This window comes from Nitrobacter sp. TKz-YC02 (assembly GCF_049852135.1).
In the GTDB taxonomy this organism is placed as follows: domain Bacteria; phylum Pseudomonadota; class Alphaproteobacteria; order Rhizobiales; family Xanthobacteraceae; genus Nitrobacter; species Nitrobacter vulgaris.
The window spans coordinates 961854-977924 of sequence record NZ_CP180728.1 but is presented as its reverse complement, the minus strand read 5'-3'; the positions used below and the strand labels follow the sequence as shown (position 1 = coordinate 977924).

The 16071-nt window shown below is 57.1% G+C and carries 14 protein-coding genes and 1 pseudogene; 7 read left to right on the top strand and 8 right to left on the bottom strand.

Annotation, left to right across the window (positions count from 1 at the left end; genetic code table 11):
* Positions 1 to 101: 101 nt before the first annotated feature.
* From ACM561_RS04605 to ACM561_RS04580, 6 genes are all read right to left on the bottom strand, one after another.
* Positions 102 to 272: a hypothetical protein gene (locus ACM561_RS04605; protein ID WP_425908400.1), complete on the bottom strand. Its 171-nt coding sequence runs from the start codon at positions 270 to 272 to the stop codon at positions 102 to 104.
* Positions 273 to 565: 293 nt separating this feature from the next.
* Positions 566 to 2161 (bottom strand): serine hydrolase, encoded by a 1596-nt coding sequence (locus ACM561_RS04600; protein WP_425908398.1) that lies wholly within the window; start codon positions 2159 to 2161, stop codon positions 566 to 568.
* 169 nt (positions 2162 to 2330) lie between these two features.
* Positions 2331 to 2606, bottom strand: coding sequence for a hypothetical protein (locus ACM561_RS04595; protein WP_425909637.1), 276 nt, complete (start codon positions 2604 to 2606; stop codon positions 2331 to 2333).
* A gap of 240 nt (positions 2607 to 2846) precedes the next feature.
* Complete coding sequence (locus ACM561_RS04590) at positions 2847 to 7091, bottom strand: hypothetical protein (protein ID WP_425908396.1); 4245 nt, start codon at positions 7089 to 7091, stop codon at positions 2847 to 2849.
* A gap of 150 nt (positions 7092 to 7241) precedes the next feature.
* Entirely contained in the window at positions 7242 to 7661 is a 420-nt protein-coding gene (locus ACM561_RS04585; protein ID WP_425909880.1) for a hypothetical protein, read from the bottom strand.
* Complete coding sequence (locus tag ACM561_RS04580; protein ID WP_425909635.1) at positions 7615 to 7773, bottom strand: ABC transporter permease subunit; 159 nt, start codon at positions 7771 to 7773, stop codon at positions 7615 to 7617. The genes ACM561_RS04585 and ACM561_RS04580 overlap by 47 nt, the downstream gene beginning before the upstream one ends.
* A 593-nt stretch (positions 7774 to 8366) precedes the next feature.
* Between ACM561_RS04580 and ACM561_RS04575 the strand changes: the two genes are divergently transcribed.
* The 3 genes from ACM561_RS04575 (at position 8367) to ACM561_RS04565 (ending at position 9956) form a co-directional block, all read left to right on the top strand.
* A complete protein-coding gene (locus ACM561_RS04575; protein WP_425908394.1) occupies positions 8367 to 8570 on the top strand; it encodes a hypothetical protein in 204 nt (67 codons plus the stop codon).
* 76 nt (positions 8571 to 8646) lie between these two features.
* The gene (locus tag ACM561_RS04570) at positions 8647 to 8871 is read left to right on the top strand and encodes a hypothetical protein (RefSeq protein ID WP_425908392.1); all 225 of its coding nucleotides are present in this window, start codon (positions 8647 to 8649) and stop codon (positions 8869 to 8871) included.
* Positions 8872 to 9161: 290 nt separating this feature from the next.
* Positions 9162 to 9956, top strand: coding sequence for a GGDEF domain-containing protein (locus ACM561_RS04565; RefSeq protein ID WP_425908390.1), 795 nt, complete (start codon positions 9162 to 9164; stop codon positions 9954 to 9956).
* Between the two features lie 352 nt (positions 9957 to 10308).
* On the opposite strand, the gene fahA is transcribed toward ACM561_RS04565, so the two are convergent.
* Complete coding sequence (fahA, locus tag ACM561_RS04560) at positions 10309 to 11580, bottom strand: fumarylacetoacetase (protein WP_425908388.1); 1272 nt, start codon at positions 11578 to 11580, stop codon at positions 10309 to 10311.
* Positions 11581 to 11703: 123 nt separating this feature from the next.
* Positions 11704 to 11829, bottom strand: a pseudogene (locus tag ACM561_RS04555) (MarR family winged helix-turn-helix transcriptional regulator); the annotation flags it as partial.
* Between the two features lie 64 nt (positions 11830 to 11893).
* Between ACM561_RS04555 and ACM561_RS04550 the strand changes: the two are divergent.
* The 4 genes from ACM561_RS04550 to hmgA are packed head-to-tail and all read left to right on the top strand — an operon-like array spanning position 11894 to position 16060.
* Positions 11894 to 13519 carry an FAD-dependent oxidoreductase gene (locus ACM561_RS04550; RefSeq protein WP_425908386.1) on the top strand — a complete coding sequence of 542 codons (1626 nt, stop codon included), beginning with the start codon at positions 11894 to 11896 and terminating at the stop codon, positions 13517 to 13519.
* Entirely contained in the window at positions 13516 to 13725 is a 210-nt protein-coding gene (locus ACM561_RS04545; RefSeq protein WP_079447923.1) for a DUF2783 domain-containing protein, read from the top strand. Before ACM561_RS04550 ends, ACM561_RS04545 begins: the two co-directional genes overlap by 4 nt.
* 27 nt (positions 13726 to 13752) lie before the next feature.
* Positions 13753 to 14709 (top strand): MBL fold metallo-hydrolase, encoded by a 957-nt coding sequence (locus tag ACM561_RS04540; RefSeq protein ID WP_425908384.1) that lies wholly within the window; start codon positions 13753 to 13755, stop codon positions 14707 to 14709.
* Between the two features lie 4 nt (positions 14710 to 14713).
* Positions 14714 to 16060 (top strand): homogentisate 1,2-dioxygenase, encoded by a 1347-nt coding sequence (hmgA, locus tag ACM561_RS04535; RefSeq protein ID WP_425908382.1) that lies wholly within the window; start codon positions 14714 to 14716, stop codon positions 16058 to 16060.
* The last annotated feature ends 11 nt before the right edge of the window (positions 16061 to 16071 follow it).

Here is a 16071-nt window from a genome sequence, read left to right as displayed (position 1 = left end):
TTTTTCCGACTTTGATAAAATCTTCTCATCTCAAGCGACATGAACGCATATAAGAAAAAGGCCGCCCGCTGGGGCGGCCTTACCATGGCTAAAGCAGCCTATCAGGTGCCGCCACTGTATCCGGTTTTCTCTTGGCCCTGAGGCTTGTTGTCAGGCATATCTTCCTGGACGCCTTTCCGGATTTCGGCCTTCTGCTTGGTTTCCGTTTGCTGACCTGACTTTTGGCCTTGATCGCGCTTCTGGTCCGGATATTTCTGATTCGGGTTGGTCATTGGAGAGCTCCTTCGTTTGCAAAGGATAATGGGTTCCCCTCCGGATTCGTTCCGATGAAACTTCGTGTTGGAAGTTTATCCTCACAAACGTCAAAGAAAGAAAAGCGACCGCGCAAGCACAACGGTGCAATCTTATTCTGTCGCGGCTGGGTCAATTCTTGGCCCACCGAGACAAATTTCTGATTGAAGGCGCTCTAACTAATAAAGGTCAGGCAATCTTTCGCGGTAGCTCTCCGTAACTCTGGCGCAACTCGCATGAGGATGCGGATCAGAAGCTCACCCGCACAATGTTTTTAGCGCCTCATAAACTGGCCGAACCCGTTGCCGTTGAGATATTCGATCGTCAGTTCGCGGGCTGGCTCGTCACCTGCCCGTTTGAACGTAACCGACGACAACGAACCGTCGGTTTGATTCTCGCTGGACGGGCAGACCGAAAACACATCACCATCCCAGTGCGTCAGCACATAGGGTTGGCTCAAATGGCCGATCTTTAATTCTAGATGATCATTTGCATCGACGATCTCGGCGTCTCCGAAGTAAGGATTGCCGTAGCGACCAACATAGGATGAAGAACGCGCAGCCGGCGCTGGCGCGGTGAGCCGCGACTTGCCGACGAGATCGCCCGCCGGCGCCGTGAGCTGCGTCATAGCCGCGCCATAAGCAGCAAACCAATCCCGCGTCACCATCCCGAACTGGACAATATCCATAAAAGAGGTGCCGACCGCCTCCGCTGCGCCCCCTGGCTCTGCATTGGTCAGCACGACAATTCCAATCCCGGCCGAGGGGATGATCGCGTAGTAAGTCCCGGCACCCAACGCGAAGGCTCCGGAATGACTGATCGTTGTCCGGCCCGCCGGCGTGATTCCGACACCGAATCCATATCCGTACAGGCTGGGCCTTGCATCGGCTGAAGGGGAATGAATCGAAACGACTTCGGCCGTCATGGCTGGAAGCAGCGCATCCGCCGAGATGATCTGCCGGCCTTCGAATTCGCCATTCTGCAGCACCAACGCTAACCATCGCGCAAGATCGTTTGCCGACGAGCTGACGCCGCCTGCGGCTGACTGCGCATCGGGCCGGCGTTGATATTTGGGCTGGAAGCCGTTGCCGGCCTTTACGTGTCCAATGGCGTGATTGGTCTGCTTTTCGAAATCAGCAAAGCGCGAGCTGGTCGCGCTCATGCCGAGCGGCTTGTAAAGAACCTCTTCAGACAGGCTTTCCCAGTCCTTGCCCGATGCGGCAGCAACGGATTCCGCCGCCGCCATCAACCCGAAGTTTGTGTAGGCATAGACGTCCCGGAAGCCGCGAAGCGGTAGCAGACGAAGGCGCTCCAGCACCGTTCGACGATCATAGCCGAGATCCTCGAGATCATCGCCGGCATGCTGCGGCAAACCCGAACGATGGCTGAACATATCCGCAATGGTGACATGCTGTGTCACCCACGGGTCCATCAACTTGAACCAGGGCAAGTGCGCTTGGACAGGCGTATTCCACTTCACAACGCCCGCACCGACCTGGCGAGCCACGACGCTAGCCGCAAGGGATTTCGAAAGCGATGCGATCTGAAAAACGGTATTCGCGTCAATCGGCTGGTTCTCGCCGACTTTCCGGAGGCCAAAGCCCTTCGCGTAGGCGACCTTGCCATCATGGACCACCGCGATCGCCATGCCCGGAATGCCGCTCTTCTTCATGACGTCACCGACGATCGCGTCGAGGCTCGTGATCGCCTTCTCGATCTGACCATGGGTAATGGGTACGCCGGAGGTCTGAGGCGGTGACGTCTCCGCAAAACTCGATGTTGTCGCGCACGCCCAGACAAGACACGAAGCTACCAGCTTGACGAGGATTGCTCTCAGGCGAAATGCGACAACAGATTTCTGCAAGAACATATGCGACCTTCAGATGTTTGTACCGTCACTTTGATGCATGATGACGTTTGCGATGACCATCGGTCCACTGCAATCACAAACGCGAAGGCTTTCATATCCTTTCAGAGACGAACCTCTGGCAGACGCGATGCCCACCTGCTGCGCGTTGCGTATGGGGTAGCGAGCGGGTTTATCTCAATCCCAAGGGCGAGCGCCGGTAGCCACTATCGCGGGCCTCATTCCTGCACACGAAGCTACCGGTATTTCCCAACGCATAGCGTCGTTGGCCTTTTAGGTAATAGCGTTCTTTTCTGAAATCGAGCCAGACGATCGTATCACCGGGACAATTGCGTTGCGCTTGGGATTCATACCGGAACGGCGTTAGAGACTGCGCCATCGCGCCATTTGCCGCACATGAAATGAGGACCACAAGGGCAGCGGAATAACCGTAGAAGTTTGACCGCATGTCTTGCATGTTTCGTTGACCTCGAACTGATCTCGGGAGGATCCTTATCCAACCGCGCACATTGAATATTGTTTACCTGCGCGTGTCGGCGTTGAGTAAAAACGATCCCGGCAGTGGACACCTCACATCGGTCCGGATAGGCCACTCTCCAACCCGCTTACACTTATAATCCGTTTCAGAATCGGCAGCGCCAAAGCCATCGTGACATTGACGCCGCTCCGGAACGGGAAACGGGTCCGGCTATTGCGCCTGGCAACTGCCGGGTAGTCTTGGATAGAAGCATTCCGTCTCGACCCCGTCTTTGGCATGGCTGGCGTTGTCGGGGACGGTTTTGGTGTTGAGGAAGCGCGTTGCGAAGTCGCCCGTCGCGGGAAACGCAACCGGCGTCGGACGCGCCGCCTGTCCCTGGTCCTCCGCCTTGAAACCAGCTGGAAGCGTGAACGAAAAGCCGAAACATCCAGCCGACGGACAGTCGAGATCCTTGGCAGCCCAAGTCCGGCAAACAGCGTCCGATTCCTTGGCTAGCGCTGGATCGGCGACGAGCAACGGCTCCTTGCCCGGATCTGCGGACGCGAGCTTTGAACCGCAACTCCCGTCCGCCTTCCAACCGCAGAAAGTCGCTGGACCGCAAAGCCCGTTCTTCTGCTGCTTTGGATCGAGTTCGGACTGGCCGACGAAATTGGTCTCGATGGTCAGAATGCCGTTGGAGACGCCCTTCACGGTGAACCACTTCCCCGCATTGGGTGAGGCGTCCGGGCTGAACTTGATCGGCGCGGTCGCGAGGCTTCCGCGCACGGGCTTCACCGTTCCAATATCAAAGCCCTCGCCGACATAGATCTGATAAGTCTGGGCCGTGGTCGGCTTCGCATAGAGGAAGAACATGTAATAGGTCTGACCGGGAGCGAAGACATTCACGTCCCGCGTCTGCAGCATCTTCGTATACTTCTCCGTATTCTGCGTGTTCTTAGAAATGGACGTGTCAACATAGTAGACGCCGCTATTCACGGTCAGCGTCTCTCGCTGGTACATGTTCTGGCCGCCCATGCGCATGAAAGGCCAGCGGCACGCAGGCGTATTGGCGTTTCCGGCGCAGCCGTTGGTTTGCCAATGACCCAGTTCGGTTGTCGTCAGATACTGTCGGAAAAGCGGCACTCCGTAGCATGCGCCGTTTGAGCACTCACTTGACCACTCACCGCCTTGGCCCAGGTCCTGCGAGTCTCCGCAGCGGCCATACGGCTGATGAGGATTGGGCGGCGAATTCTGCGAGCATCCCGGTGCGATCGCCGTGGCGACGTAATCATAAGGACTCGTCTTGGCGGTCGAGGGCGCGGGAACGGGCGGCAGTGGCTTCTGCGGACACACCAGCGATGGGCCGACCCTCAGGTTCGATTTGCATTCCGAGGTTTCAAGTTTGGCGCCAAAGAAATTATCCTCGTTGATCGATACCGTCTCGCCACCGGGCTTCGAGCTTACGAGTCCCGTCAACGAACCGTCGTCATCGGTGAGTTCGGTCTGCCGGTCGATCCCGCTCCAGCCGTCGAACATGTTGTCCGTCGAGGTGCAGTAGAAATTCTTCACTGCGTTGGGGCCTGAGGTCGCCGTGATATAGGTGCCGCCCTGACCAAAGTCCTTTTCCCCCGTCACGCCATCGGGCGCCTGAAACAACGGGTCGAATACGAAATGACGGATGTCGACGTTGCTGAAATAGAGATTCGCCGAATGAAAGGCCGGCGGATAGAAGAATCCGTTGTTCTGCTTCCAGCCGATGGCCGCATTCGGCAAATAACATTGCTGGTTCAACGGATCCTTGGTTACGCCCGTGACCACGCCAGACCCGTACATGCAACCCGGATCGGTACTCGGCCCGGTAACGGGACAACTTGATTTGGTGATATCGAGGTAGGCGTTGGAGTCCTGATAGGCGGGACCGTCGTAGATATTGAAGAGACGCTGTCCCGAGTCGAAATTGACCAGCGGAATGGAGACGCCCTCTTTCGCGCTGAGGCAATAGTTGCTCGGCGCAAGGCCCGCCACCTGCCAGTCGCAACGCAACTTCGAGCGCGCGTTGAAGGGACCCGCGTCCAGCGCATAGGCATGGATGTCGTCCTGCGGCTGAGAATGGCCGATGAAAACACCCTTGCGCGCGAGCGCCCAATAGCCCCGGATCACGGACGCATGGGTATAATCGCCGCCGGTGATGAAGGTCAGGCCGCCGTTTTGAACATCTGACAGCACGCTGTTGGCGACGAGATACCACTGATTGCGCAGCCAGATCGCCGCGACATTATGCTGGGCCCAATGGAACATCGACGTGAACTTGTCGATGACGGTCACCGCGCAATTTTCAGCGTGACCCGGATCGCAGAACTTGCGCCCCTCACAATCGTAGGTGCCGTCATCCTTCCTGTTGCAGGCCGTCGCGTGCCGGTTTCCACCGACCGCATGCGGATAGTAATGATCGTTGGCCTCATTGTCGTTCGGATCCGGCGCAAGGCTGCGAACTGCCGTAAGAACGTTCTTGGCGGGCGCGCTCACCTTTGCTGTGTCAGGTTTGACGACGCCCGAACACTCCGGTGCGTCGCCGGTCGTCTGAAACGACATCATCGTCGATGTGGCAAAATTTCCGACGAATGCCTTGAGCGGCGTCGAGCCTCGATAAGCACCGTCCTTTTGCAGTCCGGCATAACCGGACCACTTCATATGCCGCTGATCGGGGCTGTTATTCGGGGTCATCACATCCGGCATGTCGCTATTCCAGAGCGGGACGAACCAGTAGGCCGATCCGCAGGCCGTGGCGCCGGCCGCCATATTGCCGATGAGCTCGTTCCAGCCGTTCGTGATCCAGAATACCGACGGATAGGCCGAGTCGGTCAGGAACGGAAATTTCGGCACGGGCTTGTGGTCTTCATTAGCCGCGAGGATTCCCGGAATCCGTCGCGGATTTTGTTCATTGGCGACCGCGGCGCGCGCGAGGATCCCGAGATTGCCGTAGAGCTTGTTGTCGGTCTCGGTGCCGTCCTCAAGATAAAAGCCGTGGCCGATGGACTTGTAGCCGACGTTGCCGGCAAGCAGGACGCCTTGCGTCGAGTGAAGGACGATCCAGCGGGTCATCGATTCGTTGACCGACGAATCCTGCACGTATGTTCCTGCAGGTGTCTGGCGAGCCATATGGAAATGCACCGGATAGTGCGCCATCCGCCCGCCCTGCCCGAGCTCCTTGAATTCGACTCCCTTGACGTGCACCGCCTTGAACCCTTGCCGGAATACGACATGGCCGCCGAGCGAATAGCACGGCCCTTTGCCGTCCTGGGCGACACAGGGGTTCTCCGGTGTCGAGGCTGGAAACTCCTCGCCCGGCTGGTCGCCTCCGGACACGATCCGAATACTACGATTCAGGATGGCGACAGCGGCGCGGGTTTCGACGCCGTTCTTGACTAGATCGGGATCGAGGTCGAGTCGCCCTTGCGATGGCGCCAGCTTGTCGGCGAGCGCGTAGCGTTCGCCATTATGGTGCCACGCCGCGCCGTGATCGACCCGGATCTTCTCGAGCCACCGACCCGCCGGGCCAACGCCCGTGCTGGCGTCCTTGACAACGAAGGTTTCGGAATGACCGGGCAGATAGTCTGTCGTCGTGACGACAATCTGATCGCCGGCTGTGACATTAAGATTTTCAGGATTGAAATTGCTCGGGCCAGCGACAACGAGGGAATCATTGGCTCCAGTGCCGCCTCCAGCCGCGACCGAGCCTTCCAGCCGGGTCCAACTCGGGTGGAGCTGCGGATTGGAGCAGCCCATCGAGTTGCAGGAACCTTTCGTGCCCCAGAGCTCGAGGCTCCCGCCATAGGAAACGGCGAGAACCTTGTAGCCGAAATACCCAACCTGCTTGCCCGGACTGTCATCGCAAGGCGATGTGCTCGACCAGACCGAGCCGTCGGAGCATTTGCCGTCGCCGTGTAGCGGGCCATAGCGGTAGAAGAAGTCCGAGACGCCGCCGGGCAGAGCAAGCTTTGTCTTGCCGTTGTCACGCCAGGCAGACGTTGGGATACCGCAAGGGCCTGTATCGGCATTTTGCGCGGTCCGGCAAAGGGCGCCGAGCGCGGGACCACTCGCGTTGCGGTCCGCGCCGTAGAGATGGATTGTCAGGACACTGCCGTAATTTCCATACGGTTGCCTCTCCGTGCCGGCGGCGATTGTCCCGCCGTTCTCCACGACAATCGATTGAGCCCAAAAGTGAGTGACAGTAGGGTTGATCGTTCGGCCAAGCTCGTCAAATACGAGTCGACCTTTGTCGAGAACGTTGACGTTCTCGAAGTAGTAGGTCTGGTCGGGCTTAACGTGGCACTCGCCGTTGACCAGAAGGTCGGGCGGACTATTCGCGGATTCCGCAGCCGGCAGAAATCCGCTCGAGCATGTGACCGGGTTGCCCTGTTGCGCACGGCTTCCAGTTTCAGCCGACAAAGCCGGCGAGATTGAAAGTCCGAGCAACAGGAAGGCGCTGCAAGGGAGGCATTTGCGTAGGCCCGTCCGATTTCCTTTACGGTCGATATGCATCACGCATCCCCCTTCCCTGACCATTTCGTCAGTAAAATCCGAGCGATTAAATCAAGTCGTAAGTATTTTCGCTGTGCGCCTCAATCATTGGAGATTGAGGACGGATGTATCCATAAGAGAAACGCGAACGGGAAAGCAACGGGATTGTTTTACGTGGCCATCAAGACGTGTTTGTACGTACAACTCATAGCTTCCTGGTGCAGGCGGACCGCCTTGCACGAACGGGACCGGCACCGACCCAAACAAAATGTCGGGCGCGTAGAGTTGCTGACTCAGTCCGCCAAAAATCGCCAGAAGCTGGTCCGCAACGATGATGGAGATGCCGATCGTCACCAGCGCCTGACGCAGCTCCTGACCTTGCATCCAACCAAGAAAGACAACCTGCAGCACGATGCTAAGAATCGCCGATGCGGCCATGCCCACGACCAGAGCTACGATCCAGGTATATGCATTTCCGTCATCGTAAAGCGGATAAAACAGCGACGCTGGCGTAGGCGCCGACAAGAAGCAGCGTTCCGTGCGCCATGTTCACGGAGCGCATCAGGCCAAAGATCAACGAAAATCCGATCGCGACAATGAAGTAGAGAGCGGAGACGGTAAGACCGTTGAGCGCCACCGTGAAAAACAATTCGGGGTCAAAACTTCACGCTCCACCACTCGGACTCATCGCACGCTGCTTTTGTGCGCGCACGTTTTATAGCAAACAGACCGCAGATTTATTTTACGTATTTTGCTTGTTGTTAAGTGATCTTGTCCGTCTGACTATTCGGCGTTCATACATAATCTTCTTTTGAGATCGGTCGTGACGCCAATCAGATTCGAGCGCTTCGAATGGCGACCGGCGTTACGGAAGCCAATGCTTCTTCGGACTCGGTCCTGAGAAACAGGAGGCGTTTCAAACGTAACGGACACCATCGACGATCCTGCATTAGTATCTCGCAATTCAACCGGTCGATTTGCGGGGTGATCGATCGGATACTCGCAATTTGCAAATGGACGCGCATCTACATGCTCTTCGCAGGATACTCGCGAGGCGGATGTTGAAAAAACAAATACCAAACGTTTCAACGATCAAATCGCGGTCATTCGCCGGTTATAGCTTTCTGCGACAAAGTTATTCTTATTTTTCCAGGTAGCTTGACCACCATTCGAACGCGTGGCTCGATTGCAGGAGTACTTGGCACAGTCGTTGAAACGGATAACACGTCCATGGCCGACAACTACATCATTGAAACGTCTCAAGGCGCGGCGGGCCTAGTCGTTCGCAGCGGTCGCGGTTTCATGTTCTTCTCAGCTAAAAAGGAGTTCGACGTTCTGGAAGGCCAGCTGTTCACGAGTCCCGCGCGAGCCGTCAAGGCTGCGATCGGACACGAAACGAGGCGAGGAGCTCGGTTTACGACATCCGCGAAGTAAAGCGCGATGTTCTGCGTTGGAAAGTCAGTAAGCCACAAGACGTACGGCTGGCGCTTCTCGTTATCTCAAGCCTGTCATGACAGAGCTCTCGCCGCTTCTCGGACTGCTCTTCGACGATGCTTCGATTACCTTCGACGACAAGTCGACGCTGCCCCATGCGATCCGGCGCAACGGTCAGGAGGAGAATGTCGATCTCCTCAGCGGGGGAATGCAAAATATCGCTAGGCAGAGTTCACGCTCATGCGATTATTTGCTCGCCCATTGCCTGAGAGTTCTCGGGCTAACCGACCCCGTAGCATAGCTAGAACCGCCGCCTCCTCGTAGCGATACTGCTTTCTGCCTTTCGCGTCGCGGCCCGTGTCTTGAAGAGTGTGCCCGTACGCAAACTTGATGCGATAGCCGACTCTTACTGACAATTTCAATCCTGCCTCAGACTTGGCCCTCCGTCTGGCGTCATATGCCCTTACGCCGAGTGCGCTGGAGAACCTTGGACACAGTCATCTAGATTGTCGGCTTGATATTCGGGTGAAGCGCTAAATGCTGATACCAATCCGAATAGTTTATTAATGTTCGTCCCTTAGCGCCTAACGTATGAATGGCTGGTTCACATCGAAAGCCGCCGAACCCTCGGTTCAAAGCTGGGCCCGAGTGATCCTGCTGACGATCGCCGGGACGCTCTGCTGCGTCGTCTTGGCCTTTACGATCGACAGCTACTCCTTCAAGGAAGGCGTATGGAGATTAGGGACCAGCCCCGAGAATGATGTGATCATTCCTCTGCTCATCGCGCCGCCGTTCTTTTTCTACCTTCTCAGCAAATTGCGCCAGTTGGCAATCGCACATCAGCAACTGACAGTCATAGCCTCAACCGACGGCTTGACATCCTGTTTCAATCGCGCTGCATTCACGACCCTGGTAGACGCCTATCTTGAACGGGTGAACCAACAGGAAAGGCGCTGCGATGGCGCGCTGCTAGTCATGGATGTCGATCACTTCAAAAACGTCAATGACAATTTCGGTCACGATGCAGGCGACGAGGCTCTCAAACTGATCGCTCAAAGCATCAGATCGACGCTGCGCGAAGTAGACCTTGTCGGTCGCATGGGCGGCGAGGAATTTAGCGTGTTCCTTCCAGGCATTGCTTCGGACCGGGTCGTCGTGGTCGCCGAGCGAATCCGGGAAACTGTTAAGGCTGCGGAATTTTGTTTCGAAGGGGTTTCCTGCGATCTCTCGATCAGCATCGGCGGAGCGACCTTTGTCCAAAGAGCATCGTTCTCGGAACTATACAAGCTCGCCGATAAACAACTCTACGATGCGAAGCGGAAAGGGCGAAATCGAGTTGAGCTTTGTCAGTTAGCCAGCAGCGCTCCACTTTCAGCTGCGCATTGAACACATCAGCGCGCGTATGACGAAGCGTATATGCGCCGCTGTCGAAGAACGAACATAAATAGACATTCAAGGACACGTTCACAGGGAATTTCGCAAATTCCGCGCTTGAGAGACTTGGATTAGATACGAAAGCGCCCGCATTGCAGACATTCCCTGAGCAATTCCCTGCAAAGCTTATCAGGGAAAATAGTTCGAAGAGCAGGAAACGGAAAATTCAAAGCAGGGAGCGAACGTGGCTTCGACGTAGCAGTTGGGGCATTCCAACGACCGCGCGTATCGCTGTAATATCGGTCTCCGTGCTCGCAAACATTATCAGCGAAAACGCCACATCCGTCAGGTCACACCTCAGCAACTATTCGACGGCTACAATCGAGCCCTCGACCTCGCCGAAGCCGACGCGATAGCCGTCTCCCTGACACCAGCCGCGAATGCGGAGCGAATCGCCGTCTTCGAGGAACGAACGGCGCTCGCCACCATCAATCTCAAGCGGCCTGGTCCCGTTCCAGCTCAGCTCCAACATGCTGCCGCGCTCGGCCTTTTCGGGGCCGCTGATGGTGCCTGACCCCAAAAGATCGCCGACATTCATTGCGCAACCTGAAGAGGCATGATGCACGAGCTGCTGCACTGACGACCAATACATGTATTTGAAATTCGTCCGGCAGATTCTGGCCGACTTTGCCATCTTCTCCGTTCGCAGGTCCACCTCGAGCCGTATGTCGTAATTGTTCGGTTGTGTCTGGTGCAGATAAGGCAACGGCTTCGGATCCTGCGCCGGACCATAAACCCGAAACGGCTCCAATGCCTCGCGCGTCACCACCCACGGGCTGATCGAGGTGCCGAACGCCTTCGCCTGAAACGGCCCCAGCGGCACGTATTCCCAATGCTGGATGTCGCGCGCGCTCCAATCATTCAGCAGCGTGAAGCCAAAGATCATCTCTTCCGCTTGTCGTTCGGTCAACATCTCGCCCATCGCGGAGCCCTGCCCGATCACGACACCCATTTCCAGTTCGAAATCGAGCCGCTGGCACGGGCCGAAGTTCGGAAGCTCCGCCGTTAGTGGCTTCAACTGCCCGCGTGGACGGCGGATCGGCGTGCCGCTGACTACGACGGTCGATGCCCGGCCATTGTAGCCGATAGGAATATGCAGCCAGTTCGGCAGCAATGGATTGGCCTTATCGCGGAACATGGTGCCGACATTGGTGGCGTGTTCTTTCGAGGAATAGAAATCAGTGAAGCCTGCGACGCGGATCGGCATATGCATTTGCGCGCGACTCTGAGGTACAAGCGCACGCATGCGCAAGTCCGCGTTGTCTCGCAGTTCCGGATTATCATGACGCAGCAATTTGCTGATCCGTCCGCGCGTCTGCGACCACACCTTCGGTCCGAGCGCCATGAAGGCATTCAACGAAGGCTTTGCAAAAACTCCTCTAACCTCGTCGCAACGGATCACACCGGCGACTTCCAGCACGGCGAGATCGAGAATCTGATTGCCGATCGCCACGCCGACGCGCAACTCCGGCTGCTCCGGCGTGAAGAACACCCCGTAAGGCAGGTTCTGGATCGAAAAGTCGGATACCACATCGACGTCAACGAAGGTGCGAAGCTTGGGATCGTTCGGGTGCATTTTTTCATCCGGATTGCTCTTGCTTACTATTCTGCGCGGCGCTCCCGGCCCAGTTCAGCAGCGGCTTCGGAAAGTCTCGTCGAGATATTTAATGATCGCAATCGACTGCGCCAGTTCAGGATCAGCGCTGACCTCGGCAGCCAGCCGGTTCAGCCGAAATGGCACGAATTTGAACAGGTCGAGCTTCGCAACGGATGCCGTGTCGGCGGCAAGATTCAGCGGCACTTTCATAGTTGCAGTTGCGACCATTTTAGCGATGGTCTAGCCTCTTTGCCAGATTTTCAATTGCGACGGAGCTTGATCCGGAGCGACCATGACCCAGCGGTCTGTCAGGCAATTTGCTTATCGCCCGCACCCCGATCAGGAGCGCACTGAAGGTAAAGCTGCGCACCATCCGGTCATCATCGTCGGTGCCGGGCCGATTGGCCTCTCACTCGCGATCGATTTGGCACAGCGCGGACAAGCCGTCGTGCTGCTTGATGATACAGACAGGATCGGTGACGGGTCGCGGGCGATCTGTTTTTCCAAGCGATCGCTGGAATTGTGGGATCGCCTCGGTGTCGGCGAACGGATGGTCGAAAAGGGAATTGCCTGGAAAGTCGGCAAGATATTCCTCAAGGATGAGATGGTCTACCGGTTCGATCTGTTGCCCGAAGAAGGGCACAAGATGCCGGCTTTCATCAATCTTCAGCAGTATTATGCCGAAGCTTATCTGGTCGACCGCGTTCAGGAATTGCCGCTGATTGATCTGCGCTGGCGAAACAAGGTCGTTGGCCTGGAGCAGCACAACGACCACGCCGTTGTTGAGATCGAGACTCCGGATGGACGTTACAAATTGAAATCTGATTTCGTGATCGCCTGCGATGGCGCGCGATCGGCTTTGCGGGGTTTCGTGGGTGCGGAATTTTCCGGCGAATCCTTCAACGATCAATTTTTGATCGCAGACGTAAAGATGGCGGCCGCGTTTCCAACCGAACGCTGGTTCTGGTTCGACCCGCCATTCCATTCCGGGCAGTCCGCGCTGCTTCACCGCCAGCCCGACGACGTATGGCGCATCGATCTGCAACTTGGCCCAGACGCGGACCCCGCCGTCGAACGGTTACCGGAGAATGTGCGGCCGCGGATCGAACGCATGCTGGGACACAGGGAATTCGAATTCGAATGGATATCGATCTATAAGTTTCAATGTCGACGCATGCAGCGGTTTATTCATGGACGGGTTATCTTCACAGGTGATTCCGCTCACCAAGTCTCCCCGTTTGGGGCACGGGGTGCGAATTCCGGGCTCGAGGATGCCGAAAACCTAGCCTGGAAGATCGCCCTCGTCTTGCGGGGCAAGGCTGCGGTTTCCCTGCTCGATAGTTATGAGAGCGAGCGCAGCGCAGCGGCGGATGAGAATATTCGTGCGTCGACTCGCTCGACAGATTTCATTGCCCCCCATTCAAACCACGAACGGCGGATGCGCTATGCCGTGCTTCGACTTGCCAAGGAGGTCGATTTCGCCAGGCGCATGGTGAACGGCGGACGGCTAGCAACACCGTCAACTTACAATACGCCATTGTCTACGAGCGACGTCGACACATGGCGTGCCGGCCCACCTCCGGGCGCGCCGATCGTGGACGCGCCTTTGACGGCTACGAACGGCGACCGTGTTTATCTTACTGAAGCTTTCAAAGCAGCCTGCGACAATTTTGTTCTGCTGGAATCCGGAAACGGATCGGCTCTCGATCCGCTTGATTGTCACTGCATCAGCATCGGACCCAATGCACCACTCCGCGACACATCCGGACTATTCGCGAAGCGCTATGATGCGTCCGATGGGTCCGCCTATTTGCTTCGACCGGATGGATACGTTGCGGCGCGGTTCAGACATCCCACGTTACCCGTAGTGCAAGCCGCAATCGCGCGGGCGAGTGCGCTAATCGAGGGCATGCCATGACGCTTTCGACGCAGTCCAACTTTCCTGACCCGGACGCCGCTTATCGCCTGGTGGTCGAGGCGCATCGTGGCCTGAGCGATGAGCAGAGCGCGTCGCTCGATACCGCCCTCGTTTTGATTCTTGCCAATCATATCGGGGATGTAGAGGTCCTTCGCGAGGCGGTTTTGCTAGCAAAGCGACGCCTTGGGAATGATCAGTGCGGGTGAGTGGAGTTCGAAGACGAAAGAAAACAAATGAGCGCCAAGGGTTTCGCTTCCACGACTGATATAGCGGAGAAGAAAATCACATTCTCCGAAATCGGCCCCGACATCTATGCGTTCACCGCCGAGGGCGATCCAAATACGGCGGTCATTGTCGGCGACGACGGCTGCATTGTGTTTGACGCGCAGGCGACGCCCGCGATGGCGACCAGCGTCGTCGAACGCGTCAGGACCGTAACCGACAAACCCATCAAGTATGTTGTTCTATCGCACTACCATGCAGTGCGCGTGCTCGGCGCTTCTGCATATCACGCACAGGGAATCGTCGCCTCGAAAGAAACGCACAGGCTGATCGAAGAGCGTGGACAACAGGATTGGGAATCCGAATTCGGCCGGTTTCCACGGCTATTCCGTGATGCCGCAAGCATCCCGGGTCTGACTTGGCCGACACTTACGTTCGAGACTGAGATGACAATCTATCTCGGCAAGCGCGCAGTGAGGTTGATGCATCTGGGTGCCGGCCACACATCCGGAGATATCGTGGCATGGGTCCCCGATGCGCAAGTGATGTGCTCAGGCGATCTGATCGAATACCATTCCGCTTGCTATTGCGGAGATGCTTATTTGCGTGAATGGCCGACGACATTGAATGAAGTTCTTAAATTCAATCCCAAGGCGGTCGCTCCCGGCCGCGGTGACGCCCTCAATGGTCGGTCCATCACACGGGAGGCAATTGCGATGACACGTGATTTCGTCACCGCATTGTACGGCTCGGCAGAATTGTCCGTCGCCAAAGGGCACAGCCTGAAGGAGACGGTCGCCGCGACACGCGAAATCATGGACCCGAAATTCTCGACCTTCGCCATTTATGAACACTGCCTGCCGTTCAACGTCTCCCGGGCTTTCGATGAGGCATCGGGCATCGACAATCCGGTGATCTGGACCGCGGACCGTGACCGCGAGATGTGGGCGGCCCTTCAGGGAGGATAAGGCGATGAACACCAACTTCGATCCGGTCGCCGTCAATCGCAGCAGTGCCAACGTGACGCCCGGCTATATGTCAGGCTTTGGTAATAGCTTCGAGACCGAAGCACGACCGGGCGCATTGCCGATCGGTCGCAATTCACCTCAACGCTGCGCCTACGGATTGTACGCCGAACAACTGTCCGGCTCGCCGTTCACCGCACCACGCGGCGCCAACGAACGTTCGTGGCTTTATCGTATCCGCCCCTCGGTTCGTCATTCGGGGCGTTTCGTTAAGGTCGATGCAAGACTCTGGCGCAGTGCGCCGTGCCTCGAGCACGACATGCCGATCGCGCAACTGCGCTGGGGTCCTACACCCATCCCAGAGGACGAGCTGACTTTCGTGCAGAGCGTGCGAACGATGACCACCGCGGGCGACGCTCACACTCAGGTCGGCATGGCCGCGCATATCTATCTCATTACGAAATCCATGGTCGATCAGCATTTTTACAATGCCGATGGCGAGATGCTGTTCGTACCGCAGGAGGGTAGCCTTCGCTTCGTCACCGAATTCGGCGTGATCGACGCCGAGCCGGGCGAAATTGCCGTCATTCCGCGCGGCGTCAAGTTTCGCGTCGAAATTCCATCCGGCCCTGCGCGCGGCTATCTGTGCGAGAACTACGGCGGCGCGTTCACGCTACCTGAACGGGGGCCCATCGGCGCAAACTGTCTTGCCAATTCACGCGACTTTCTCACTCCGGTCGCCGCTTACGAGGATGACGACAAGCCAACCGAATTGTTCGTAAAATGGGGTGGAGCGTTATGGTCCACGGCTCTGCCTCACTCCCCGATCGATGTCGTGGCATGGCACGGCAACTATGCACCCTACAAGTATGATCTAAGGAGGTTCTCGCCAATCGGTGCAATCGGCTTCGATCACCCCGATCCATCGATCTTCACCGTGCTGACATCGCCTTCGGAAATCGCCGGCACAGCGAATATCGATTTCGTGATTTTCCCGGAGCGCTGGGCGGTCGCGGAAAACACATTCCGCCCACCCTGGTATCATATGAACATCATGTCCGAGTTTATGGGCTTGATCTACGGCGTTTACGACGCCAAGCCGCAGGGCTTCCTACCTGGCGGCATTAGCCTGCATAATTGCATGCTTCCTCACGGGCCCGACCGCGAGGCGTTCGACCATGCCAGCAATACCGAACTCAAGCCCGTCAAGCTAACCGACACGATGGCCTTCATGTTCGAAACACGCTTCCCACAGCGCGTGACCGAATATGCCGCAACATCCGACGCGCTGCAAGACGACTACGCGGATTGTTGGCAAGGGCTTGAGCGCCGTTTCGATCCGACCAAGCCGTAAGGTGAAACTGC